Annotated in this window: 20 protein-coding genes, 2 pseudogenes and 1 riboswitch; of the genes and pseudogenes, 17 read left to right on the top strand and 5 right to left on the bottom strand. The window is 56.4% G+C overall.

The annotated features are described in order from the left end of the window. The first annotated feature begins 2 nt into the window (after positions 1–2). From lpxA to K8I01_08240, 8 genes are all read left to right on the top strand, one after another. Positions 3–845, top strand: coding sequence for an acyl-ACP--UDP-N-acetylglucosamine O-acyltransferase (gene lpxA, locus K8I01_08275; protein MBZ0220409.1), 843 nt, complete (start codon positions 3–5; stop codon positions 843–845). After that, positions 823–1,779, top strand: coding sequence for a Gfo/Idh/MocA family oxidoreductase (locus tag K8I01_08270; protein ID MBZ0220408.1), 957 nt, complete (start codon positions 823–825; stop codon positions 1,777–1,779). The genes lpxA and K8I01_08270 overlap by 23 nt, the downstream gene beginning before the upstream one ends. Before the next feature lie 139 nt (positions 1,780–1,918). Then, positions 1,919–3,103: a lipid-A-disaccharide synthase gene (gene lpxB / locus K8I01_08265; protein MBZ0220407.1), complete on the top strand. Its 1,185-nt coding sequence runs from the start codon at positions 1,919–1,921 to the stop codon at positions 3,101–3,103. Further along, on the top strand, positions 3,100–4,854 hold the full coding sequence (locus tag K8I01_08260; GenBank protein MBZ0220406.1) for an ATP-binding cassette domain-containing protein: 1,755 nt from the start codon (positions 3,100–3,102) through the stop codon (positions 4,852–4,854). Before lpxB ends, K8I01_08260 begins: the two co-directional genes overlap by 4 nt. A 100-nt stretch (positions 4,855–4,954) precedes the next feature. Next, positions 4,955–5,458, top strand: a complete 504-nt coding sequence (locus tag K8I01_08255; GenBank protein MBZ0220405.1) for a lysophospholipid acyltransferase family protein — start codon at positions 4,955–4,957, stop codon at positions 5,456–5,458. 165 nt (positions 5,459–5,623) lie between these two features. Beyond that, positions 5,624–6,916 (top strand): 3-deoxy-D-manno-octulosonic acid transferase, encoded by a 1,293-nt coding sequence (locus K8I01_08250; GenBank protein MBZ0220404.1) that lies wholly within the window; start codon positions 5,624–5,626, stop codon positions 6,914–6,916. A 1-nt stretch (position 6,917) separates the two neighbouring features. Beyond that, a complete protein-coding gene (gene lpxK, locus K8I01_08245; GenBank protein MBZ0220403.1) occupies positions 6,918–7,982 on the top strand; it encodes a tetraacyldisaccharide 4'-kinase in 1,065 nt (354 codons plus the stop codon). Beyond that, positions 7,982–8,899, top strand: coding sequence for a lysophospholipid acyltransferase family protein (locus K8I01_08240; GenBank protein MBZ0220402.1), 918 nt, complete (start codon positions 7,982–7,984; stop codon positions 8,897–8,899). The genes lpxK and K8I01_08240 overlap by 1 nt, the downstream gene beginning before the upstream one ends. A 651-nt stretch (positions 8,900–9,550) precedes the next feature. Here K8I01_08240 and K8I01_08235 read toward each other — a convergent pair. Further along, positions 9,551–10,525, bottom strand: coding sequence for a glycosyltransferase (locus K8I01_08235; GenBank protein MBZ0220401.1), 975 nt, complete (start codon positions 10,523–10,525; stop codon positions 9,551–9,553). Between the two features lie 360 nt (positions 10,526–10,885). On the opposite strand from K8I01_08235, the gene K8I01_08230 reads away from it, so the two are divergent. The 5 genes and pseudogenes from K8I01_08230 (at position 10,886) to K8I01_08210 (ending at position 15,867) form a co-directional block, all read left to right on the top strand. Next, on the top strand, positions 10,886–11,263 hold the full coding sequence (locus tag K8I01_08230; GenBank protein MBZ0220400.1) for an MEDS domain-containing protein: 378 nt from the start codon (positions 10,886–10,888) through the stop codon (positions 11,261–11,263). Then, positions 11,182–11,421: pseudogene (locus K8I01_08225) on the top strand (MEDS domain-containing protein). Before K8I01_08230 ends, K8I01_08225 begins: the two are co-directional and overlap by 82 nt. Before the next feature lie 444 nt (positions 11,422–11,865). Then, positions 11,866–12,348 (top strand): annotated as a pseudogene (locus K8I01_08220) (PAS domain S-box protein). 332 nt (positions 12,349–12,680) lie between these two features. Next, complete coding sequence (locus K8I01_08215; GenBank protein MBZ0220399.1) at positions 12,681–13,118, top strand: response regulator; 438 nt, start codon at positions 12,681–12,683, stop codon at positions 13,116–13,118. Positions 13,119–13,293: 175 nt separating this feature from the next. Then, positions 13,294–15,867 carry an MEDS domain-containing protein gene (locus tag K8I01_08210; protein ID MBZ0220398.1) on the top strand — a complete coding sequence of 858 codons (2,574 nt, stop codon included), beginning with the start codon at positions 13,294–13,296 and terminating at the stop codon, positions 15,865–15,867. A gap of 84 nt (positions 15,868–15,951) precedes the next feature. Here the strand turns inward: K8I01_08210 and K8I01_08205 are convergent, their stop codons facing one another. Together K8I01_08205 and K8I01_08200 are read right to left on the bottom strand one after the other, a co-directional pair. Next, a complete protein-coding gene (locus K8I01_08205) occupies positions 15,952–16,608 on the bottom strand; it encodes an energy-coupling factor ABC transporter permease (protein ID MBZ0220397.1) in 657 nt (218 codons plus the stop codon). Between the two features lie 150 nt (positions 16,609–16,758). Further along, positions 16,759–16,950, bottom strand: a riboswitch (cobalamin riboswitch). Between the two features lie 93 nt (positions 16,951–17,043). After that, on the bottom strand, positions 17,044–20,106 hold the full coding sequence (locus K8I01_08200; protein MBZ0220396.1) for a sigma 54-interacting transcriptional regulator: 3,063 nt from the start codon (positions 20,104–20,106) through the stop codon (positions 17,044–17,046). Positions 20,107–20,352: 246 nt separating this feature from the next. On the opposite strand from K8I01_08200, the gene K8I01_08195 reads away from it, so the two are divergent. From K8I01_08195 to K8I01_08185, 3 genes are all read left to right on the top strand, one after another. Further along, positions 20,353–20,751 (top strand): response regulator, encoded by a 399-nt coding sequence (locus K8I01_08195; GenBank protein ID MBZ0220395.1) that lies wholly within the window; start codon positions 20,353–20,355, stop codon positions 20,749–20,751. Positions 20,752–20,767: 16 nt separating this feature from the next. Then, entirely contained in the window at positions 20,768–21,448 is a 681-nt protein-coding gene (locus K8I01_08190; protein MBZ0220394.1) for a hypothetical protein, read from the top strand. A 162-nt stretch (positions 21,449–21,610) separates the two neighbouring features. Then, complete coding sequence (locus K8I01_08185) at positions 21,611–22,156, top strand: hypothetical protein (protein MBZ0220393.1); 546 nt, start codon at positions 21,611–21,613, stop codon at positions 22,154–22,156. A 69-nt stretch (positions 22,157–22,225) separates the two neighbouring features. Here K8I01_08185 and K8I01_08180 read toward each other — a convergent pair whose 3' ends face one another. Then, the gene (locus K8I01_08180) at positions 22,226–22,696 is read right to left on the bottom strand and encodes an SRPBCC family protein (GenBank protein MBZ0220392.1); all 471 of its coding nucleotides are present in this window, start codon (positions 22,694–22,696) and stop codon (positions 22,226–22,228) included. Between the two features lie 230 nt (positions 22,697–22,926). After that, positions 22,927–24,768: a hypothetical protein gene (locus tag K8I01_08175; protein MBZ0220391.1), complete on the bottom strand. Its 1,842-nt coding sequence runs from the start codon at positions 24,766–24,768 to the stop codon at positions 22,927–22,929. Positions 24,769–25,250: 482 nt separating this feature from the next. On the opposite strand from K8I01_08175, the gene K8I01_08170 reads away from it, so the two are divergent. Continuing rightward, positions 25,251–25,484 (top strand): hypothetical protein, encoded by a 234-nt coding sequence (locus K8I01_08170; protein ID MBZ0220390.1) that lies wholly within the window; start codon positions 25,251–25,253, stop codon positions 25,482–25,484. The last annotated feature ends 193 nt before the right edge of the window (positions 25,485–25,677 follow it).

Raw genomic sequence — 25,677 nt, 5'->3', positions numbered from 1 at the left:
AAATGAGCGAGTCAGTTGCGTCCCTAAAGAAAGTCCGTATCGACCCGACCGCATCCGTCCATCCCACGGCGGAGCTGGCGCCCGGGGTGGAGATAGGCCCGTTCACGGTCATAGGCGAAGGGGTTAGAATAGGCGAGGACACGAAGGTCGGCGCCCACGTGGTCATAGACAAGTGGACGACCATCGGAAAGGGCAATGACATATTCCAGTTCGTCTCAATAGGCGCTGCCCCGCAGGACCTGGGATATAAGGGGCAGAAGACCGAGACCATCATAGGGGACGGGAACACCATCAGGGAGTTCGTGACGATACACCGGGCCACCACCAAGGACAGGCTCATGACCGTGTGCGGAAACAACAACCTTTTCATGAATTACGTGCACATCGCGCACGACTGCCGCATTGGGAATAACGTCATAATGGCGAACTCGGCGACCCTCGGCGGCCACGTCTCGATAGATGACAACGCCATAGTGGGCGGCCTGGTGGCGGTCCACCAGCACGTGAGAATCGGGGCGTACTGCATAATAGGCGGCGCCTCGGCGGTAAGCAAGGATATCCCCCCTTACGTCATGGCCGTGGGGAACAGGGCCAGGGTGTACAGGCTCAATGCCGTGGGCATAAGAAGGCAGGGTTTCCCGAAGGAGGCCATCGAGGAGATAAAGAGGTCTTACGACATAATCTTCAGGTCCGCCATCTCTACCGCGGAGGCCGTTGACAGGCTCGTAGCCGAAATGCCGGATTCCGTCCACGCAAGGCGGTTCGCGGATTTCATTAAGGGCTCGAAGAGGGGCATAGCGCGCGAAAGGACGAAGAGGAAAAGTGAGCTCCCGGAAGAGGATTAAGGTAGCTGTAATAGGGGTAGGGTACCTCGGCAGGTTCCACGCCCAGAAGTACGCCGCGATAGAGGACGCCGAGCTCGTGGGCGTGGTCGACACGGACCCCGAGCGCGCCGAGGCTGTCGCGAAAGAGGTCGGAACAAAGGCCTTCAGGAGCCGCGGCGAGCTTTTCGGGCTCGTGGACGCCGTAAGCATAGCGACTCCCACCGAATTCCACCACTCGATCGGGATGGAGTTCCTTTCAAGGGGCGTCCATGTGATGATGGAGAAGCCCCTTGCCGCTGATTCGAGGGCGGCGATGGAGCTCGTAAGGGAGGCCGAAAGGGCCGGGGCCGTATTGCAGGCCGGGCACATCGAGAGGTTCAATGGGGCCATGCTTGCCCTCAAGGACGTCATAAGGGACCCGCTCTACATAGAGGCAGTAAGGACCTCTCCCTACCCGAACAGGAGCACGGACGTGGACGTCATCCTCGACGTGATGATACACGATATCGACCTCGTCCTCTCGATCGCCGGGTCGGAGCCGGAGCATGTAGAGGCTACGGCCCTGCCGGTGGTGTCTCCGGGGAAGGCCGATTTCGCGAGCGCCCGGGTCGCGTTCCGGAACGGCTGTGCGGCCGGCATTACCGCGAGCAGGGTCGCGAGGGAGCGGGTACGGAAGATAACGGTCTACCAGCCGGGCGCGGTAATCACAATAGACTACGCGGCCCAGGCACTCTATATTGACAGGACGGTTCCCGGGAGCGGCCCGGTCGCTACCCAGGCCGCTGAGGACGTGAAGGTCGAAAAGAAGGATTCGCTCCTCGAGGAGCTTAAGAGCTTCATTATTTCAGTGAAGGACGGGAAGCCGCCGGTAGTCTCGGGCAGGGACGGGATGAGGGCCCTTGAGCTTGCCGAAAGGATACGGGAGGCCTCCAAATCCACGCTCAGGACGCCTTAGCCGGTCTTGAAGACCGGCAGGAACAGGATATTGCGCAAAGCAAGAGCGCTTTACAGGGCTGCGCGCCCTTGGTTCAAAATTTAGCTGACCCCGCCGGACCGGCCTTTTTCCGGCTTGCTCGCGAGTTCTTTCGTGCCTAATGGATAAAAGCATACTGATGGTAAGCGGGGAGGAGTCAGGCGACCTCCACGGCGCGGCCCTCATAAGGGCATTGAAGAAGCTTGTCCCGGGCGGACTCAACGTGGCCGGCATGGGCGGTTGGCGCATGAAGGAAGAGGGGCTCGTGGGTCTCGATTCCCGCGAGGTCTCGGTCGTCGGGGTTGTGGAGGTGGCGTCCAGGCTCCCCAGGATACTCAAATCAATAAGTACCCTGAAGCGCCAGCTCCGGGGCGAGCATTTCGACGCGGTCGTCCTCATAGACTTTCCTGATTTCAACCTGAGGATCGCGAAAGAGGCAAGGAGGCTCGGGGTCCCGGTCATCTACTACATAAGCCCCCAGGTCTGGGCATGGAGGAAGGGGAGGCTTAAAAAGATCGCCCGCCTCGTGAACAAGATGCTGGTCGTCTTCCCCTTCGAGTATTATATCTACAGGGAGGCCGGGGTCGATGTCGAGTACGTCGGCCATCCCCTTGCCGATGCCGTCAGATGCGATCTTACGAGGGAAGAGGCGAGGGCGGCCCTGGGGCTCGAAAACCGCGACCGGGTCGTCTCGCTTCTCCCCGGGAGCCGCACGGGCGAGGTCAGAAGGCTCATCGGCCCAATGGCCGAGGCGGCCCGCATACTCTCGGAGAAGCTTGACGGAAAGGCCGTATTCCTCTTGCCCGCGGCCCGGAGCATAGAGGACGGGCTCTTCCACGCGGCTCTCAAGGACGCAAAGGCAGACATAAGGATAGTGCGGGGGCGGATGTACGAATCGCTCCGGGCGTCTGACGCGGCCGTTGTCGCCTCGGGTACGGCGACCCTCGAGACCGCGCTCATAGGCACGCCCATGGTCATCGTCTATAAAATGGCGGCCCTCTCCTACGGCATAGCAAAGAGGCTCGTCAATCTCTCCCACGCGGGCCTTCCTAACATTGTCGCCGGGCGCGAGGTGGTCCCCGAGCTCCTCCAGGACGAGGCCAGCCCGGAGGGCATAGCAGGAAAGGTCCTTTCCATACTCGAAGAACCCCGGAGAGAAGAGATATTGAGGGGCTACGACCAGATACGGAAAAACCTCGGGAGGGGAGGGGCCGCAGAGAAGGCGGCCAGGACAATCTACAACCTCATCACCAATCTCGACTACCACGACTACCACGTAAGCCCGGACCTGGTTCGGAGGACATGAACACCTATATCCGTATACTCAGGCTTTTGCCGCGCTACAAGGTCCATTTCGTGATGGCCTTCGTGTGCATGGTCGCCTTCGCCCTTTCGAACGGCGCGATGGCCTACCTCATAGGCCCGGTGATGAAGTTCCTTTTCACAAACGGCAGCGGCGATGTGAAACTCGTCCCCTTCGACCTCTTCACCGTCCCCAGGGACATGATGATGCTCGCCATACCCTTCGCGATTATTCTCGTTGCGGCGGTGAAGGGCGTAAGCTCTTACGGCCAGTCCTACTTCATGGCGTACGTGGGGCAGGGTGTTGTCCGCGACCTGAGAAAAAAGCTCTACTCACACATATTAGATCAGCCGCTCGGCTTTTTTTCCGATACCTCTACCGGGGTCCTCACCTCTCGCATAACCCACGATGTCAACATGATACAGACCTCGACCTCCGAGGCGGTCACGCAGGTCCTTAAGCAGAGTCTCACCATTATCGTCCTCGGCGCGGTGGTAGTAAGCCTCGACTGGCAGCTCGCACTGGCTGCAGGGGTTGCGCTCCCCCTTTCGGTATACCCCATGCAGAAGCTCGGGAAGAGAATGAAGAAGGTCTCGACACAGGGGCAGATAACCATGGGCGCGATGACGGCGCTCCTCCACGAGGCAATAGCCGGGATACGGATAGTCAAGGCCTTCTGCATGGAGGGGTACGAGTCCGGGCGGTTCCAGGCCGAGAACGAAAGCTACACCCGTAACCAGATAAAGACCGCCAAGGTCCGCTCCCTCTCCTCGCCCCTCATGGAGACCATCGGGGCCGTTGCCTTTGCCGTCACCATATGGTACGCGGCCTACAGGATAAGCCAGGGCACCCTCGAGCCCGAGGCGTTCATCTCCTTTTTCGCGGCGGTAATAATGTTTTACCAGCCCATAAAGGCGCTTAACGGGGTGAACCTCAATATCCAGCAGGGCCTTGCCGCCGCTGCCAGGGTCTTCGAGATAATCGACAGGCCTGGAGAGAAGGTCGGGGACAATGGCCTTCAGGCGGGCGCGCCGGACTCTATCGAGTTCAGGGGCGTGGGTTTCAGGTACGGCGCCGAATGGGTCTTGAGGGGCATCGACTTAAGCGTAAGGAGGGGAGAGGTCGTAGCGATAGTCGGAAGCTCCGGCGCGGGCAAGTCCACTTTCGTTAACCTCATCCCCAGGTTCTACGACGTTACCGAAGGGGCCATACTCATGGACGGAAGGGACATACGTGAACTTTCGCTTAGGTCCCTGAGGTCCATGGTGGCGATAGTCTCCCAGCAGGTGATCCTCTTTAATGACACCGTAAAGAGAAATATCGCCTACGGCGTTGAGAGGAGCGACGAGGAAATAATTGCCGCCGCAAAGGCTGCAAACGCGCACGACTTCATAACGAGGCTCCCGCAGGGCTATGATACCGTGGTCGGCGACAGCGGCTTGAAGCTATCGGGCGGGGAGAGGCAGAGGATATCGATAGCCAGGGCAATACTCAAGGACGCCCCCATACTCATACTCGACGAGGCCACCTCGGCCCTCGATACCGAGTCCGAAATGGAGGTGCAGAAGGCCCTTTCGAACCTCATATCCGGCCGCACCACATTCGTAATAGCCCACAGGCTCTCGACCGTAAGGGGAGCGGACAGGATAGTGGTCCTCTCGGGCGGCTCCATTAAGGAGACGGGCAGGCACGAGGAGCTCGTCTCCTCCGGGGGGGAGTATTCGCGTCTTTATTCCATGCAGTTTGAAGGATAATGGGCGCGAGCCTATTGAGAAAATTCCCGTGCCGTGCTAATTTATGAGCGCCGCAAACCGTTTCGGCGACATCCCGGCGGAATAGGCCCAAATTATCGAGATGAGCAGGTTGAGTGAAAAATTCGTAATGGCCGCGCTGCCTTTCCTGGCGGCCTGGGTAATCAGGCTCCTTCGGGCCACCATGCGGGTCGACTACGTGGGCTATGACCGCTACCGCGAATACGCTTCCAGGGGCGCGCAGGTCATGATCGCTTTCTGGCACGGCCGGCTCCTCATGATGCCCTACTGCTACCTGGGGAAGAAAATATCGATAATGGTCAGCCAGAGCAAGGACGGCGAGCTTATCGCCCGCACGGTCCGCAGCTTCCGCATGGATTCGGTCCGCGGCTCCACCACAAGAGGGTGGGTAGCGGGAATCAAGGGGCTCCTTAGGGCCGCCCGCGAGGGTAGCGACCTGGCAATCACGCCGGACGGCCCCAAGGGACCGGCCATGAAGGCGCAGATGGGGGCCATACAGATAGCCAAGGCAACGGGCCTCCCCATACTCCCCATTACCTTCGGGGCCTCAAAAAAAAAACATTTGGCAGCTGGGACGGCTTTATAGTCCCTTACCCGTTCTCCAGGGGGGTCTTCATATGCGGCGAGCCTGTGGAGGTCGGAAATGACGCGGACCCCGGGGAGATGGAAAGTGCAAGGGCCAGACTGGAGAAGACCCTGATTGAGATCACCTCTGCCGCGGACAACCGCTTCAAGAAGTAACTCGTCCTCGATGGCATATTTCCTCTATAACACACTCCTCTTCGCGGCAACCCTGTTATTAATCCCGTACTTCCTTTTTAAAATGCTCACCTTTCGCAAGTACAGGGAGGGCATCCCCGAGAGGTTCGGGTTCATAAGGAAAAGGAAACTCAGAAACCTGGGAAAAGGGAGGGTGGTGTGGGTGCACGCCGTATCGGTCGGGGAAACGAAAGCCGTGCTCCCGGTCCTGAAGCTCCTCAAACGGAGGCGGCCAGACATAAAGATTCTCTTCTCAACGGTGACGACCACAGGCCAGAGGACCGCCGAAAAGGAAGGAAAGGGGCTAATCGACGCGCTCATCTACTACCCGCTCGACCTTTCCTGGTCGGTCCGGCGAGCCATTTCGCTTGTGAAACCCTCTCTTTTCATCGTGGTCGAGAAGGAGATATGGCCGAACGCGTTCAGGGCCATGCGGAGGGCCGGAGCGCCGGTCGTGGTGGTTAACGGCACCATCTCTGATAAGTCGGCCAAAAGGTTCAGAAAGCTCTCCTTCCTTTTCAGGGACGTTTTTAACGAGGTGAGCCTATTTCTTGCAAGGACGGGCGAGGACATGGAAAAGGCCGTGTCCGTCGGCGTGTCGGAAGAGCGTGTCAAGCTTGCCGGTAACCTCAAATTCGACCTCGCGCCCCCGGTAACGGACCCCCGGCTTCTGGCTGAGTTAAGAGAGGCCCTGGGCGGAGGCCCTGGAACGCTCGTCATAGCCGCGGGCTCGACCCACCCGGGCGAGGAGGAGATAGTACTTTCCGCGTTCAGGGAGCTCAAGGGGAAGTTCCCGGGGCTCAGGCTCGTACTCGCCCCGAGGCATCCCGAGAGGTTCAACGAGGTCGAATCCATACTCAGGAAGAGCGGCCTCGCTTACGCGAGGCGGTCAAGGGTAGAAGGGGGAGGGGGCGCGGATATCGTCCTTCTCGACACAATCGGCGAGCTCATGACCGTCTACTCGCTCTCGGATATCGCTATCGTCGGGGGCTCGCTTGTCCCCGGCATCGGCGGGCATAACCTCCTTGAGCCCGCGTACTATGGCGTGCCCGTGGTCTACGGGCCGCACCTTGCCGCCTACCTCGGCATGGCCGAGCTCCTTGAAAAGGAGGGCGGGGGCGTACGGGCCGGGAGCGATAACGGGCTTGGTCCCGCGCTCAACGGGCTACTTTCGAATGAGGTGCTCAGGAAAAGGACGGGCAGGAAGGCGCGGGGCGTGGTCGAGGAGAATAGAGGCGCTTCCGAGCGCGCAGCCTCTGCTATCGAAAAACTCCTCAGGAGATAAGGTGTCCATAGTACGGAAGATAGAGGCCGGCATGAGGGGTGAAAGGCTCGGGTTCGGGCCCCGCGCGCTCCTTTACGCCGCGTCCCTTGCCTATGGCCTAGGGGTGCGGGCCAGGCTCTTTTCCTACAGGTCGGGCATATTCCCCACTCACAGGATCCCCGCGAAGGTGGTATCCGTCGGGAACCTCACGGTCGGCGGCACGGGGAAGACGCCTGTGACCATATTCCTTGCCGAGTTTTTCAGGAAGGACGGCAAGAGGGTGGCGGTCTTGAGCCGCGGCTACGGGGGGAGCGCCAGGGGCGTTTCGGTCGTCTCCGACACGGAAGGCGTGCTCATGGGCCCGGCAGAGGCCGGTGACGAGCCGTACCTTATGGCAACGAGGCTTCACGGTGTGCCTGTAGTAGTCTCCCCGGACCGGGTGAGGGCCGGGCTCTTCGCGCTCGAAAGGTTCTCCCCTCACGTCATCATACTCGACGACGCCTTCCAGCACGTGCGCCTTGAACGGGACATCAATATAGTCCTCATGGACTCGAAAGAGGGCTTCGGGAACGGCTATCTCCTCCCGAGGGGGGTGCTACGCGAGCCGGTCTCGGGGCTAAAGAGGGCGGATTTCGCGCTGGTGAAGGGGGGAAAACCGGAGGGCAGGACCCTCGAACTCCTGAGAGAGCACTCGGTCCCCTACATCGTCTTTTCCTACAGGCCAGACTCGCTCTATGATATAGATTCCGGCAAGGAGCTTCCTCTCGAATCGCTAAAGGGGCAGAAGGTCGCTGCCGTTTCAGGCATCGCGAAACCCGGCTCGTTCCTTGGAAGCCTCAATGAGCTGGGATGCATAGTCTCCTCCTCGCTTGAATTCCCGGACCACCACTCTTACACGGACATGGACTCCTCGGCCATTGCTGAGAAGGCCCGGGGCGCGGACCTGGTCGTTACCACGGAAAAGGACGGGGTAAAGCTCAAGGCTATAAAAAAGCGGACGCCGGTCTTCGCGCTCAGGGTCAAGGTGGATATAGAGAAGCGGCTCCTCGAGTCCTCGCTTGCCCCGGTCTTGAAGGGTGTCCTCTGATGCTCCTCCTACTGAAGGCCCTCTCATTTCTTCTCGGCCACATGCCTTACCGGACTGTATTTTTGCTTGGCGGCGCGCTGGGAAGCATCGCTTTCCGCGTTCTCAAGAAGCACCGAAATATCGCGCTCGGTAACCTCGATCGGGCATTCGGACCGGCGCTCGGGCAGGCCGAAAAGATGAGGATAGCGAGAAATGTATTCAGGAATCTTTCGATAATGCTCCTGGAGTTCACGAGGCTCCCGTGGCTGAGCCGCGGAAAGATGGATAAACTCGTCCAGTGGACCGGGCTCGAAAACATGGAGAGGGCGCTTGCCAGGGGCAAGGGCGTAATCATACTCACCGCGCACTTCGGGAACTGGGAGCTACTCGGAGCGTGCCTGGGCCTCAGGGGATACAGGCCGGAGATAGTCGTCCGGGAGCTCGATAACAGCCTCTTCGAGAGGTTCGTGACATGGGTGAGGACCCGGTCGGGGAACAGGATAGTCTACAAGAAGGGCGCCATGCGGAAGCTCATGAAGGGCCTTGCCCGGAACTCGGCCGTGGCCATACTCGTTGACCAGAACGTTACGAGAAGCGAGGGCTTCTTCGTGGATTTCTTCGGCGTGCCGGCCTGCTCGAACAAAGGTCCCGCGCTCCTTGCGCTCGCAAGCGGCGCTCCCGTTGTCCCGGTCTTCATACGGAGGCGGGGCCCCGGCCATCTGATAGAGGTGCAAAAAGAGGTCGAGGTCGCTTCTACAGGAGACAGGGAAAAGGACGCTGCCGTAAATACCGCCAGGTTCGCCAGGGTAGTGGAGGAGATGGTCAGAAGACATCCGGAAGAGTGGTTCTGGGTCCATAACAGGTGGAAGACCAGGCCCGCACCGGGCGATGCCGTCGAGGGTAGCGAGGAAGGCCTGGCCGGCAAGCCGGCCTCTTAAATCGGCCCCGGATAAAATTGACAAGTATTTTCAATAGGGATAATATAATTATAGAAAGATAAATAATAAAAGGCTGAGAGGAAAGACAGTAAAAACATAAAAGGCGCATCTGATGGAGATGAGCTACAGTTCCCGCTAGGGGTCCTACCGGAGCGGGGTGAGCAAGCCCTCAAGGGAATACGTGAGTATTTCCCTTGGAGGGACGCCTGAACCGTTCCCTTGGGCCGCCACTTGCTGTCTTGGTCTTTTCTCCGTTGGATGCGCCTTTTAAAACTCATAAAAAGTTGCAGTTGCGTCAGTTCCTTCTAGCTGATAAAATATAAATAGAAAGACAAGCGTTGCATGGGCTGGAGCCAGGGTCCTTGGACCCCCATCCGCAAGGTGCGTGCAAACCACCTAAAGAGGCCCTGAAGGCTATGCCCCAAATGGCCGAGGCCTTAAAAGACGGCGGCTAGCAGGGCGTTGAAAAAAAGCCTTCAGGAAACCTACGGATTGGCTGAAAGCAGTCCATGCAATGTTTGTCTTTTTAAATTGGCATACAGCTTCCCGGATTTCCTTTTTTTCTTAAAAAGAAAATTCAAAAAACGAAAAAACTTCTGAAAAGGTTTTTTTGTTTTTGCCCGTCTTCTCTTTTTAATCAAAATCCATCGATCACTTCCTGTATATCCCTAAAATACCCGAGACAGAGACCACGCCATGCCTCGTAGCGCGGAGCCCGCTCTGCATTAACCGCGAGAAGGCCTCCAAGTGGAGCATGTCCTTTCCGGCGTTCTTAATATCATGCGCGAAGTGCCTCCAATGCATGGCTGTCCATTTCTTGATAAGGAGATAGCATGCGGCTTTATCTCTGGCCGGGATGGGAGACCTGTTAACGGAATTCACATACTCGGCAAGGAGTCTCCATTGAGTGAAGTTGGTCCTTCCTGCCAATGAGGGGTCGAACCATTCGTAGCGGCGGTTCGCGTCAGGGAAAAGCCTGACCGATTCATGGGGATGGCTCCTCCTCAAGAACAGCGGTTCTGGCACCCCCCAGAACCTTCCGTAAAGGGAAAGCTCGGCCAGGAGCACCCTGTCGGAGCCCGAGTAATTGTGTATGAGCTTCGTCTTCCTCAGGACCTCGCTCCTTATAATGCCGAAAACCTGGAAACAGGCGTGCTTTATAAGGAGGAGGTCTCGGAAGCGCTCGACCGGGTTTTCGGAGGCGGTGCGTAGCTCCAGGTCGTAGATTCCAAGCTCCCGCCCATCTGCGTCGATGCGCATGGTCCGGGGATGGCTCAATACGGCCGAGCGGTCGTTTTCAAGGAGTTCCATGCATTCAGAGAAAAAGCCCGGGGCGCATAAATCGTCGTAGGAGGCCCATTTGAAAAACTCACCCTGGGATTTATGGAAGGTGGCATTGAAGTTGACCGAAGCCCCGAGGTTCCTGGGGTTCCGGAAATATTTGATCCGCTTGTCCTTCGAAGCGTACTTCAGGCAGATATCCTGTGTCGAGTCCGTGGAGGCGTTATCGGATATGATAAGCTCGAAATCCTCATAGCTCTGCGAGAGTATCGAATCGAGACAGCAGAAAAGGTATCTTGCGCCATTATAGACCGGCAGTCCGATGCTCAAGCGCGGTTTTTTCATAGGCACCCCCCCCCAAGGTTGTTACTTTTTCCGGACGCAATTACCGTACCACTTTTAAAAGACCCGCATTTACCCGAGAAAGGCAGGGTATCCGGAAGCCCGGATGTAAATACTTTTTACGGAAGGTCCGGGGCAGGGCTTAAGGAAAAGCCCTGTAATCATGAGGTTGCAAGGAAATTCGCCGGGCCGAAAAGGATTAGCGGCCTGAAAAAGGATTTTACATCCATGCTGGCCCAAGCCGGTAAGGAATTCGGTTGTGCTGCCCGTAAGCCAGGGGCGAGCCAAGGGCGTTGAGCTAATCAGCATGCGAATGTGTTGGAAGGATAATTGATGTAGTTGTTATAATAGAGAATGAAATCAATGACAAATTCTTATAAAAGCCTTGTCGCGGCCATAGAGAAGCTCGGGCGGCACGACCACCTCGCGCTCATATACGAAACGCCGGAAGAGCAGTTTGCGGCAATAATCCCCTTTATGCGCGCAGGTCTTGAGCGCGGCGAAAAATGCGTCTACATAGCCGACGAACATACGGCCGCTGATGTGCTTAAGGCTTTGGCCAGTGGCGGCATAGACGCGGACGGAGCATTAAGGTCCGGGGCGCTGTCCGTCCTCAGTAAAAGAGATGCGTATCTCAAGCAGGGGTATTTTGACCCGGACTGGATGATAGGCTCCTTAAGGAAGCGACCGATTCGGCGAAGGCGGAGGGATATTCCGCGCTCAGGGCGACGGGGGAGATGACCTGGATGCTCGGGGGGGACCCCGGGTCCGAGCGCCTCATAGAGTATGAGGCAAAGCTTAACTATTTCCTCCCCGAAAACGATGCGCTGGCCATCTGCCAGTATGATTACAAGCGGTTCAGCCCCGGGATAATCATGAGCGTAATACGCACTCACCCGATTTTAATCTACAGGGGGCGCGTAAGCAGGAATTTCTATTATGTCCCACCTGATGAGATGCTCCTCCCGGAGCAGCCCTTCCTGGAGGTCGAGAGGCTCCTTTACGAGATTTTCGAGCGCGAAACGATAAAGGAGCTTTGGGATGAAACAGGAGAGGCGTTAAGGAATACCGAGCTTAAGCTTGACGAGATCGAGCGGACGGGGAAGATGGGAAGCTGGGAATGGGACGCCGCGGAAGACCTGGTCGCCTGGTCTAAGGGGACTTACCGGATATTCGGGATGGACCCGGCAACGCCTCCTCCCGACTACGAAGGTCATTTGAAGTTATATGCGCCTGAGAGCGCTGAACGTCTCAGGAATGCGGTCGGGCTTGTGATGAAGGGCGGGGAGGTTTACGAGCTCGAATTGGAGCTTGCGCGTCCGGCCGGCGCGAGGAGGTGGGTAATAGCCAGGGGGGAGGCGAAGAGGGACCCCGAGGGTCGCACGACGGGACTACGTGGCACCGTGGTCGATATAACCGAGAGTAAGCTCGCCGTAGAGGCGCTTTATAACGCCGCGCCGTGCGGGTATCATTCGCTGGATTCGGACGGGAGATTCGTCCGGATAAACGATACCGAGCTTAAATGGCTGGGCTATGCGCGCGAGGAAGTGGTCGGCAAGATGAAGCTCACGGACGTGATAGCCCCTGAGAGCCTCGATCTATTCCTGCAGAATTTCCCGCGTCTCCTGAAAACCGGTCTCGTGCGTGACCTCGAGTTTGAATTTGTCCGGAAGGACGGCGCCAGGTTCCCTGTGCTTCTTAGCGCCACGGCAATAAAGGACAGGGACGGTCGTTTTGTGATGAGCAATTCGATAGTGTTCGATATTACCGAACGGAAAAAGGCGGAAGACGAGCTTATAAGTCTCAACAGGAACCTCTCGGAAGCCCAGGCCAAGGTAAAAGTGCTGAAAGGGCTTCTCCCAATCTGCGCCTCATGCAAGAAGATAAGAAACGACCAGGGGTTTTGGGATTCCGTTGAAAAGTACGTGCACGAGCACTCCGAGGCTGAATTCACCCATAGCATGTGCCCCGATTGCTTCAGGAAGTTTTATCCCGAGTTTGAGAAAGAGAATAAGAAGGAAATGTAGCCGCTCTTATTAATGGGTCAGTCTTCCTGTGAAAACCCAAATAGATGGACTCCAGTATCTTCTCGCAGCTTGAAGAAATAGGTTTTTGGCGAATGCCGGCCGGTTCTGGCCTGAAGAGGTATAATTTATTCATGGATAATTCAGAGATAGAAATACTCCTTGTCGAGGACAACCCCGGCGACGTACGCCTCATTGAGGAAGCTCTAAAGGAGGGACGCATTCACAATAAGCTCCACGTCGTTTCCGACGGGGTCGAAGCCATGGATTTTCTGAAGAGAAAGGGGCGCTTTGCCGGGGCACCGATCCCTGACCTCATCCTCCTTGACCTCAATCTCCCAAGGAAGGACGGCAGGGAGGTCCTTAAGGAGCTTAAGTCCGACCCGGTCCTAAAGGTCATACCGGTAGTGGTGCTCACGACCTCCAAATCGGATGAAGACGTGCTAAGGAGCTATGCGCTCCACGCCAACTGCTACATAACCAAGCCGGTCGACCTTTACCAGTTCTTTGACGTAATAAGGTCCATAGAAGACTTCTGGCTGTCCATAGTAAAGCTGCCAAAAAAAGAGTAGCGGAGAATCATTTATTTCTCATTCATGCCGCTCCTTGTACTCAGCCTTCCTGTCCTGGCTTCTACTCTGGAATTCATTTTTTGCCGGCACCTGACTGTGATATAATTCGAATGGAATCAACTGGTTAGCCGATTTCTACGGCGCGTCACGTTTTAAAAAAGCTCAGGAACGAAAAATGGACGGAAGCATCAGAAAGACCGGCATCGAGATAATAGGCGACGTGCCGTGGGGTACTCATTTCTGCCAGTTCTATACTGATAAGCAGGACCTCCTGGATATCCTGGTCCCTTACTTCAAATCCGGCCTGGAGAATAACGAGTTCTGCCTTTGGATCACCTCCGAGCCCCTTGGGGCGGACGAGGCTATCGATGCCATGAAGAGGGCTGTCCCGGATTTCGAGAGATACTTATCCGAGGGCCGGATAGAGATAATCCCGCACACCCTGTGGTACCTGAAGGACGGCTATTTCGACCAGGACAGGGTCCTCGCGGACTGGGTAGACAAGCTCGAGAAGGCCCTTGAGAGGGGTTTTGACGGTCTTCGCCTTACGGGCAATACCTTCTGGCTCGAACGGAAGGATTGGGAGGAGTTCACGGATTACGAGAGGGTCGTGAACGGCGTCATAGGCAGATACAGGATGATGGCCATATGCACCTACTCCCTCGAGAGATGCACTCTCTCCGACGTCATCGACGTCGTAAGCAATCACAGGTTCGCCCTCATCCGGCGCGGCGGGAAGTGGACCCTTATAGAGAGCTCCACGCTCAAGGAGGCTGAACACAGGCTCAAGGAATACGAGAGCCGTTTCAGGACCCTTTTCGAGCAGTCTCCATACGGTATCGTGGTGCTGGACCCTGAGACTTCGCTCCCGGTAGACTTTAACGATTCCATCTGCGCCCAGCTCGGCTATTCCCGGGAGGAGTTCGCCTCGAAGCGGGTGCAGGACTACGAGGCGATAGAGACCCCCGGGCAGACCGAAGCCCATATCCGGAAGATCCTCCGCTACGGGAAGAGCGAATTCGAGACCAAGCACCGCACCAAGGCCGGGGAGCTCCGCGACGTCGTAGTCAACGTAAAGGCGATGGAGATCGCCGGGAAGCAGTACCTCTACTGCGTCTACAGGGACATCACCATGCGGAAGCGCCAGGAGGAGGCTCTGCAGGAGAGCGAGGCGAAGTACCATTCGCTTTTCGACAACATGATCGACGGGGCGGCCTACCACAGGATAATCCTCGGCGAACACAACGAGCCGGTCGATTACATTTTCCTGAACGTGAATAGGGCGTTCGAGCGCATAACGGGCCTCAAGAGGGAGGACGTGATAGGGAGGAGGGTGACCGAAGTCGTCCCGGGCTTCAGGGAGGCAAAACCCGATTTCATCGACATATACGGGAAAATCGCTCTGACCGGGGAGGGAAGGGAGTTCGAGACCTACGGCGAGGCGTTGGGCAAATGGTTTTCAGTATCCGCATACAGCCCGAGGCCGCAATATTTCGTCACGATCTTCACCGATATAACCGAAAGGAAAAAGGCGGAAGAGGCCGCGAAATCCGAGAGGAACAGGCTCCTGAGCATCCTGGAGGCCATGGACGACGGCGTCTACATCACGAACAGGGGTTTCGATATAGAGTACATAAACCCGGTGCTCCTTAAGCAGTTCGGGCCCGTAGAGGGCAGGAAATGCTATTCATATTTCCACGGGCGCCAGAGCGTCTGCCCCTGGTGCCCCAATGAGCGCGTCTTCAAAGGAGAGACGGTACACTGGGAATGGACCGACCCGAATACCGGAAGGACATTCGACCTGCTCGATACTCCTTTGAGAAACCAGGACGGCAGCATATCCAAGCTCGAGATATTGAGGGATATTACCGAAAGGAAGCGGACGGAAGAGGAGCTCCGGAAAGCAAAGGACGAGCTCGAACAGAGGGTCCTCGAAAGGACAGCGGAGCTCTCCGACCTTAACGAATCGCTCAGGAAAGAGGTGGCCACGAGGAAAGGGACAGAGGCCGAGCTCTTAAGCGCCCTCGAAAAGCTAGCCGGCTCCAACAAGGAGCTTGAGCAGTTCGCGTACGTCATCTCCCACGACCTTCAGGAGCCGCTCAGGATGGTCGCGAGCTACATGCAGCTCTTCGAATCCCGCTACAAGTCGAATCTTGACCATACCGCGGACGAATATATCTATTATGCCGTGGACGGCGCAAAGCGCATGAGCGCGATGATCAATGACATACTGGCGTATTCGAGGGTCACGAGCCGCGCCAGGCCGCTGGAGGAAATAGACAGCATGGAGGCCTGCGAAACGGCGCTTTCGAACCTCGCGGCGGCGATAAGGGAATCCAAGGCCGATGTAAGGCGGATAGGGGTCCTCCCGACCGTGCGCGGAGACGCAACACAGCTCGTGAGGGTATTTCAGAACCTTATCGAAAACGCCCTCAAGTTCAGGAAACCGGGACAGGCGCCTGTAGTCGAAATATCAGCCAGTCAGAAGCATGGCGAGTGGGTTTTTTGCGTGAAGGACAACGGCATAGGAATGGAGTCCGGGTCCGCGGACCGGATCTTCAAGGTATTCCAGCGGCTGCACGGCAAGGAATATCCGGGCACCGGCATCGGGCTGGCCATCTGCAAGAAGATCATCGTCAGGCACGGCGGCAGGATCTGGGTGGAATCCGCGCCCGGGGAGGGGGCGAGCTTCTATTTTACCATCCCCGAAAAGGAAAATGTCGGGAAGGCGGGGGTGCTTGCCGCCTGAGCCAGGGTCCCTCTTGGAGTTTTTTTCTCGCGATTTACTAAAAAACCGGGGAGAATACGTCTTCCCCGGTTTTCCTTTTCCGCCCTATGCCCCGAGCCTTAATTTATGCGCAACAAAAAGGCTCCTTACAACCGGTGCGCTCTCGTATCTCTTGAGGGTTTTTATGGTCAAGAGAGTGATAAAGGGCTCAACGGCTACGACCGCAAGGTACGAGGCCGCAAAAGAGAGCCAGGCTGAAAACGGCGTCTCTACCTCGCCGATAAAGAGCCAGAAGCCCACCATTGCCGTGACCCCGCCGTAATAGATGCCGTCGAGCTTCAAAATCGCAGGCCAGGAGAGCCTTTTCCCGGAAGGTCCTTCGAAGAGATCCTTCCCCGCAGCATAGTGGACAGCCATGAGAGGCGCTATGAGAGATAGGGAATTGACCGCAAGGTGCGGCAGGTCGGTAGGCGTAAAAACGAGCCCCTGGAAAAGGAGCCCCACGGCGAAGCCGAACATCGTCGGTAAAAAACCGAGCGTAAGATATATGGACATGGCGCCTATGAAGTGAAGCTCCGAAGGGCCCACGCTCAGGTGAAAGCTCTGCATGAAGATGGAAAAGAAGACCGCAGCCAGCAGGGCCTTTACGATATCCATCGGCTGACGGACCAGGCCTTTCAGATAGAGGCCAAGGAGGCCCAATGCGGCGGCGTTCGCCCCCATTACCTTTGCAGCCGATACAAACCCCGGTTCGATGTGCATTTCAATTTCCCCTTTCTTGTGGTTGGATATGAGCCGAAAACGTCTATTCCCCCTCCGTACTTAAAAAAAATCCCGGACCTCATGGCAAGAGGTCCGGGATGCCGTTTTTCATCCTCGAATATAAGCCTTGCCTCCAACCACGGAGGCGGGCATGTCTATGATTATCGGGGCAGGTCTTCTGGCTCCCAGTTCGTCCTACTCGCCGCGCCTTCCCGTCCTTTCCGGACAGTGGCTTCCTTGACTGCGGCTTTCGTCCCCGGTTACAGCGGCGGGTCCGCGACGGTTTCGCACCGTTCTTCCCTATTAAGGCCCTGCAGGGCCGCCCAGATTTTAGGTGGCAAGTCTACGCTAAAGCCGGACAGGTTGTCAAGGCACTTTTTTTCTACAAGGAAAAATGCGGTCAATGCGTAAAAAATGCCCCCCAGCAAGGGACTATTATCCCAGCCGGTATTTTTCGAGTTTACGGTACAGGGTCGTCCTGCTCATGCCGAGCCTTCCGGCGGCCTTCTGCTTGTTCCAGTCCGTGTCCTCAAGGGTCTTCAGTATGAAGTCCCTTTCATCGGCCTTGTCGTATTTTTTGAAAGGAGCCCTGTTCTTGGAGTAGTCGCGAAGCGCCTGCGGCAGGTCGCCTGTCGAGATGATATTTTCGCGGCATACGATGAATGCGTGCTCGAACGCGTGCTCGAGCTCGCGGATGTTCCCGGGCCAGGGGTATTCCATGAATATCTTATGGATATCGGGAGAGAGGCCCGTTATCTCCTTCTTGAACTTCTTATTGAATTTCCGGATGAAATGCTCCTCGAGGAGCGGAAGGTCGTCAAGGCGCTCCCTGAGGGGAGGCACCGTGAGCTCGACCACCTTGAGGCGGTAATAGAGGTCCTCCCTGAACTCCCCTCTCCGGACCTTTTCCGCCAGCTCCTTGTTCGTCGCGGCTATGACCCTTACGTCCATCCTGATGGTAGTGGAGTCTCCGAGGCGTTCGAACTCCTTTTCCTGTATGACCCGGAGAAGACGGAGCTGCGTGCCTGGGGAAATGTCGCCTATCTCGTCCAGGAAGATGGTGCCGCAGTCCGCGAGTTCGAACCTGCCGGCCCTGTCCTTCACGGCCCCGGTGAAGGCGCCCTTTATGTGCCCGAAGAGCTCGCTTTCGAGGAGGTGCTCCGGGATGGCCGAGCAGTTTACCTTTACGAGAGGCTTGCCGCTCCGTATCCCCGTATAATGAAGAGCCTCGGCGACCAGTTCCTTGCCCGTCCCGCTCTCGCCGGTTATGAGGACGGTCGTGTCGATGTCGGCGAGGTTTTCTATGAGTCGGAAGAGCTCCATCATCCTCTCGTTTTTACCGATTATCTTATGGAGCTGCCTCCTCTCGCCGAGGTCCTTTTCGAGGTCCGCAAGCCTCGTTTCGTCGCTCACCACCAGTACCGCCCCGGCAAACTGTCCGGAGCCGTCGATAAGGGGGTAGGTGTTGAGCGTTACGGTTTGGCGGGGCTTGCCTGCCCTGCCGCATTCAAGCCGGAATAGCTCGACGGGCCTTTTCGTCCTTATAGTCTCTTCGAGGGCACCCATGCACTTGAACGAGCAGGACCCGGCCAGGCCTTTAAGGCCGCTTCCGATGCCAGCGCGGGTAATCCCGCAGATATCTCCGGCGGCCTCGTTCACCTCCGTGACTCTCATCTCCAGGTCGACGGATATTATGGCTTCCTTCACGCTCCTGAATATCGCCTCAAGGTTGCTCTTATATTTATGGAGCTCTTCCTCTGTGGCCATGCGGTCGGTCACGTCCCTGAACGCCCCCAGGACGAAATGCCTGCCGGAGAGCCTGATATGAGAGGTGATGATATCGGCGTAGAAGATGCTCCCGTCCTTTCTTTTTACCGCAACGCTCCTTGCTACCGGGGTGGCGCCATTCCTTATCTGCTCGAACTCCCCGGCCAGAAACGGGTAGTCTTTCTCCTGGTGTATGTCGAAGACGCCGAGCCTCAGGAGTTCCTCCTCGTTGTATCCGAGCATTTCGCGGATCCGTTTGTTCCCGACATAGAACTTTAGGGTCTGCGGGTCTGCAAGGAGGAGCCCGTCATTCGAGTTCTCGAACATGACCCTGAACTTCTCTTCCGATTCCTTGAGCCGCTCGTCCGCGAGTTTCCTTTCAGTCAGGTCCTGTCCCGTGCCGAGCATCTTTACCGGCTCGCCGGAGTCGTTACAGAAGACCTCTCCGCGCGAGAGTATACTCCTTACCTCCCCCGAAGGGCGGATGATCCTGCTTTCGAACTCGAAGGGTTTTTTATCCGCGAACGCGTTCCGGATTACCCGGTCCACGGCCTCCCTGTCCCCGGGGTGGATGCATTCAAGGAAGGCGATGTACGCGTCTTTTTCCAGCCGCTCCGGCCCTATGCCGAATATCTCGAAAAGGCCCTCTGACCAGGAGATTACGTCCTTGGAGATGTCCCACTCCCAGCTCCCGATGGATGAAAGCCGCTGTGCCTCGGCAAGCGAGGCGGCGGTTTTCTTCAGGCGCTCCTCCATGAGCCTCCGCTGCATGGCCGAGCCGATTGCGCCGGCAGCGGCCTTCAGCGCGTCGATGACCACAGGGGCCCATTCCCGTTCCTTTTCGCATTCGTCGAAGCCGATAAAGCCCCACCACCTGTTTTCAACGAATATGGGGACAACGGCTATGGACCTGATCCCCTGATTTTCCAGTAAAGGTTTTTCGCTTTCAGGGAAGCCGCTTATGTGCCCCTGGACCGCCTCGCCGCGCTCCATGGCCTTCACCCATCTTGAAAACCCGTTCTCATGAAATGGATATGCCTGCAGGGTCGGGTTCTCTATCTGAGGCGAGATGCCCGGCGCGGCCCATTCGTAACGCTGGCTCGTAAGCAGGGCGCCGTCCCTGTCCGTGTGGTTCTCGAATATATAGGCCCTGCTCACCTCAATGGCCTCGCCGAGCCTCTTAAGTATCTCGTCAAAGGCCTTTTCAAGGGAGCTCGTCTCAAGGAGCTCTTCTGTCAAGAACCTTATGGCTTCGAGTACGCGGTCCCTCTGGCTTATAACCAGCTCCGTTTTTTTCCTCTCCGTTACGTCCCTGGCAGTGCCTATGACGCCTATGATGTTGGCTTTACCGTCCCGCATGGGAAGGTTCTTGTACTCGCAGAGGATGCCCGTGTCCTTGAAGCGGAGCTCGAATACGGGGCTTTCGCCTTCGAGGGTCTTCGAGTAGTTCGCAATCGCTGCCTTGAGGTTTTCTTCGTCAAAGAGGGGGGCGAAGGACCTGCCGATAAAATCTTCGATCCTTTTTCCTGTCATCCTGGAAAAGGCCCTGTTTACATAAAGTATATTGGCCCTGTCGTCGCAGATATATGCCAGGTCGGTTATGTCGTCGAAGAGCGCCTTGTATATCTCGAGCTCTTCCTCGGCACGTCTGCGTTCGGCGAGCCTGGCCTCCAGTTCCGCCACCCTTTGCGCCAGGGCGAATGTGTCTTCCGGCATTTTTTTAACGTCCATAGTGTCCCTCATGCTTCTCGTCAATGCGGAAAATAAATTACCGCCTGTCCGAAGTGTAACAGTGTTACACAGAGTGTAGCACCGGAGGTGTAACCCTGTACACAACTAAAAATCCGGTGGGTTAGGTTTAAAAATGAAAATACCTGATTTTCAATGCAAAAAGAAGGTTATGCCCAGCTCTCGGTGTGGCATGGATCTTGTATTATCTGATAGTCGTCTTTTATTTGGAAAAAAAGGGGCTGGGTTATGGGGGATTTGAAAAGGGTCCTTATAGTCGACGACATAAAGACGGGATCCATCTACGCCGAGGCGCTTGGGATCCATGGTTTTTCCGTGGACCTGGTGACCAACGGGCTCAGCGCGATGAAGAAGCTCGAAGCCGGGCCTTACGATATGGTGATTACGGAATTGGACCTGCCGCATTTGAGGGGAGCTGACCTTTACCTCCGGGCAGTGGAAAGATGGCCGGAGCTGGAAAACAGATTCATCTATATCGGGAATAACGAACCCGGGGACATGAGGGAGCGGGCCATTATGAAGGGGCGGTTCATGCGGAAGCCCTTCCCGATAAGCTCTCTTATCGAGTATGTCGAAGCCATACTGAAGCGCCAGGAATACCAATTATTATTGAAAGGGCCGGACTGATTCACAGAAGCAGTTGATGAAGAGCCTCGTTGAAAGATTCAAGGAAAATCCAGAAGGCCTGAAAAGCGGCGAGATGCTGGAGGTCGTCTTTCAGCTTTCCGGATTCGGGAAGGGCGATGAGAAGACCGTGGAGCCGCTAATCAAGAAGTTTGGCGGCGTGCGGGGGGTCTTCGGCGCGTCATTTGAGCAGCTCATCGAGCTCGGCAGGCTCGGCGAAAAGCCCGCCTGCCTCATAGTAGCCATAAGGAACCTCGCCTCGGGCATCCTGAGAGAGAAGATAGTCGGAAGGGACGCCATAAGGTGCAAGAAGGACGTCCTTGCTTATCTGAAGTTCAGCCTTTCCGCCGAACGGGTTGAGAAGTTCGTCGCCATATACATGAACTCGAAAAACGAGGTCCTGGCCGTCGAGACCCTGCACGAGGGGGCCGTAAGCAGGGGCGCGGTGTATCCGAGAAAGGCGATAGAGAGGGCCTTTCTCCATAACGCGCGCTCGGTGGTATTCGCCCATAATCATCCGAGCGGGGATTTCACGCCGTCGATGGAAGACGTGCGCCTCATTCGCGAGCTCGACGGCGCGGCCCTGGCCGTAAACCTCATAGTGCACGACCACATCATAATAGGCGCGAACAGGCATTTCAGCGCGAGGGAGAACGGCTGGATAATTGGGGCCCCGTTCCAGCCCTCTGCCGGGGAATAGTTTCAGAAAACTACCTGGTCTGCCGCCCGCTTACCCCCTTGCTAAAAACCTTTCCCGCAGGGAAAAGAATTCGTTCCAGACCGCCCGATGTAGCTTTTGATACAGAATTGTGGTATTCCGAGCTGGTATATTCTTCACAAAAATAAACCCTGAGAGGCATGGATGAAAAGACTATCGCTTGCGCTCGCAACCGCCGGAATAGCCCTGCTGTTCGCCCCTTCCGCAGCCCTGTCGGAAATAAATATAAACATAGGCATAAACGCGCCGCCGCCGGCCATAGTGGTCAAGGCCCCTCCGGCCGTTGTCGTCATCCCCGGCACTTACATATATTTCGCCCCTGATATAGACGACGTCTTCTTCTACGGCGGCTACTGGTGGAGGCCGCACAGGGGCGGGTGGTACAGGGCCGTGGAGTTCGGCGACCCCTGGGTCGTAATAGAGATAGGAAGCGTCCCCAGGGTGCTCCTGAAGCTCCCCCCGGATTACAGGCGCGTCCCTCCCGGCCACGAGAGGATACCCTACGGCCAGCTAAAGAAGCACTGGCGACAGTGGGAAAAAGAGAAGAGGTGGGAGCGCGCGAGCAAGGTAAGGGAAGAACGGCGTGAACGTGAAAAGGATATAAGGGAAGAGCGGAGAGAAAAGGAGAAGGACAGAAGGGAGCACCACCGGGAAATGGAAAAGGAAAGACGGGAGCACCGAGGGCATTAGAGGCGCTTAAAAAAAGGGGTTACGGCAAAGCCGTAACCCCTTTTTAATCCGAGCGGGAAATAGGAAAAATCAGCCGCTGATCTTGCTGCCGGTCAGCAGGAAATGGTTCATCGCCTTTTCCCAGCGCTTCATGAACTCAAGATACCACTCGGTCGTAAAACCCGCGAGAAAGCCTTCGCCCTCCTTGCCTATTGCCGTGTAATCATAGGAGACGCGCGCCTCTGTGCCGGTGCCGTTCGGCTTTAGATTTATCTCCAGCTTCCCGACCGTATGTTCGGGGGTGATCTTGTACATCTCAAGGGCGAAATCCACGGGGTCGTGCTTCGTGACGACCCATATGGAGGGGCGCGGCGTTCCCGGCGTGATGAAGACGCAGTCCTTTTCGGCAAAGCCTGATTCAGTGATCACCTTCATGGGCGCCCAGCCCGGCACCCATTTTTCTTCCAGGACAGGGCACAAAAGCGGAAACACCTTTTCGGGAGGCGCGGAAATGGACTGGACATAGCAGTGCCTCACGCGAAGAGGTTTCTCGGACTCCATATGAGAAATCCTTTCTGTTCGGGTTTAAATTGTAACTACAGCGGATTTAAGGGGGTAGTTTGGTAGTGGCTCGCTGGAATGCATTTTTAAATTGTTTTTTTTAGAATCCGAATGCAAAACCATCACTCGCACCGCCCCTCGCAGTCTTCATCCTCTTCGGGAATTAAGCAAGTAAGCTCTTTCTGAGGAGGGGCACCTCTTCACAGCCCGCCGGCTGGTTAAAAATCCCGTCAAGAATCCTTTCTCCTCCAGATCTCGTGGCCGTCTATCTCAACGTGGTATTCGTAATTCTTGAGAATGTATTTCCTGACTATCGGAAGCCTTTTCATGCTGCTTATCAGGTCTATCCTGCTGGACCAGTTGGAATTAGACACGATAATGAACTCTACATCTTTTTCCTTAAGGTCCTCTACTATCTCCTTTTGATAAAAGCGGGGCATGGCGAACCATACAAGATGGAAGCGCGTGGGGGCGGGCCTGTCGAGGAAATAATACCAGATACCCTCATTTGTTAGGGTGAAGAAGTACTCGTCCGGGCCGAGATTGTCATCGAGGTATTCTATCGCCTCTTCATAGCTGTCCGGTATCAGCTCGGAGTCGCTTACATGCAAGGGGAATTTGTGGCTCAGGAGGTCGTAGGAGTATATTTTGTAAACTCCGAAGGCGGAGACCGCGGCGGCCAGGACGACAGCCCCGGTGCTCAAGCCCCGCCACATGCCGATCCTTTCACGCATAGTCGCGGCCAGGGCGGTGAAGATAAGATAGATCAGGAGCAGGTAGGCGAAGTACGAGCTGTACGCTATATGCGGCAGATCGGCCCTGCCGAGCGCGCCCCTGAACGCGGCCAGTGAGATGAGAAGGAGCAGGACCCCGGCGAAATTATTCCTGAAGAAGACCCCCGGCGCTTTCTTCCCGTGGACGCGCAAGCAGCCGAAGAATTTCCACGCAACCCAGAACGCGTTCAAGGCCAAAAGGACGCACAGGAGGTACGCCGAAGGCATCTTGAAGGGAAAGACCAGCCCGTCCATCAGTTCCTTGTATCTCGGCATTATCAGGAATACGAACTCGAAGAAGTCGTCGATGCCGGACTGGAGCGTGGCGACGAGCAGAACGGCTCCGGCGAGGACCCCGAATCCCGTGGACGCCAGAAAGGCCCTTGACCTCCTGAACCCGAAAAAATAGAGGAACGGCAGCAGGACGGCGCATGCCGCCGTTATGTAGAACGCCCTGTCGATCGAGCAGAGGAAAGAGGCTATCGGTATGAAGGTGAAGAGAAAACCGGCCGTGAAGAGGCCTGCGCCATCCTTCTCGCCCCTGCGCATCCGCGAGTTCAATGAAAGGGCGGCCAGGATGAAGGAGAGAGTCAGGGCCTGCCTCCATACGAGGAGTGGCGGTATGAGGACGTGCGAGGGCTCCACGAATACGTAAACGGAGGCGAGGAGCACGGCGGCGAAGGCAAAGGCGACATTGCCCGAAAAGAGCCTCCATGCGACCAGCCCGAGGAGCGAGAAGGAAAGGATGTCGTGAAGCCCCTCGTAAGTGCGCGCCGCGCTTATCGAGCGCCCGAAGAGCTTGAACGCGATAAGGGGGCGCAGGGTGTCCTGGTACACGCCGTGGGCGGATATGTAGTCCTCGTACGGGTCCTGCCCCGCCTCGTATGCGACCGCAGCACCGAGGGTCTCCCCCTCGTGGAAGGTGTCGAGTTTGCCGTAGTAGTTAAAAGGATGGAAGATAGCAAGCAGCACCGAAAAGACCATCAGGAACAGGAACGCCCCCCGGCCGCCCCTTCCATGAACGCTGTCTTCCGGGAGCGAAGACGTAAAGAGAAGGCCCCGCACCCGCCCGGGCGAGAGCAGGTATGCGGCCCCCAGCAGGAGGAGCGGACAGAAGACGAAAACAAGGAATCTGACGACGTTGTTGGCCGGGTTGTAGGAGATTAAGGTCAGGGGACCCATAACGCCCCAGGGGTTCTCGAAGGGAATAACTATCCTGTCCCAGAGAAACGTGCCGCCCAGTATGCCCGCGACAAAGACGGCGGCAATGATAGCGAATCGAATCAACCTTCGGCTCAATGCTGCTGCTCCTGGCGATTACCGGCCCGGATGTCGTCCTTCAATTACTTTGGGGATTTTCTCAACGGACCAGGGCCTTCAGCATCGAACGGCCCTGGTTGTTGTATGTTCGCAGGTTGGGGTCAAGCGTAGCTTAACCCAACAATTCAGGTAATCCGGGCTATGGCGTTTAAAGCAATATACGAAATCCAGCCCTGAAATGCAACAGGTTATTACGGCTCACGCCGTAGTCATCATGTTGTTTTTAGTGGCGGATTCGGCAGCCGGGGCGCTCCGTTACTTTTTTTGCGGCTGTTATTGCAGGGAATTCGATCGGTTTCTTTCAGTCCTCTGGCGCATAGTCCGATTACGATATCGTTGATAAAGCATTGCCGCAGTGTTATTCTCAGTTATCAATCGGCGAATTGCTGAAAAGCTATTTTAGCCTGTCATTCTGAGCAAAGCGAAGAATCCCGGCGCCAAAACCGCAAAGGAGACTTTTAATGACCTACGGCGACATCTTTCTTAAGGCCCTCCTGGAGGCCGCCCCCGAGAGAAAAGATGAATTCCTGAAAAGGTTCGAGATCGTAAAAAACCTGCCCGATGCCGCTCAATTCAATGAGGAGGTGCCGGAGCAGGAAGCCGAAGAGCTTCTGAACGCGCTTCGCCAGAACAAGGAAGGCTTGCTCGCCTGGATCATGCGCGGCGATACGGGAAAATCCTCGCTCGATTCGTAAGTAAGGCCGAAGGCAGGGAGTAGCGGAACTCAGCCTAACAAATCAGAATAGAGGCAGCGACATCCATTTGTAATAACTCCCTGAAATTACAAAAGCCCCCTGGACCAAAAGGTTCAGGGGGCTTTAATTTGGTAGCGGAGAGAGGAGTTGAACCTCGAGCTCTGGTTATTGTGCCAGATATGAACCCGCTTAA

It is taken from the genome of Deltaproteobacteria bacterium, assembly GCA_019912665.1.
GTDB lineage: Bacteria > Desulfobacterota > GWC2-55-46 > GWC2-55-46 > GWC2-55-46 > UBA5799.
The sequence above is the reverse complement of the archived record's forward strand: the minus strand, read 5'-3'. Positions and strand labels throughout refer to the sequence as shown.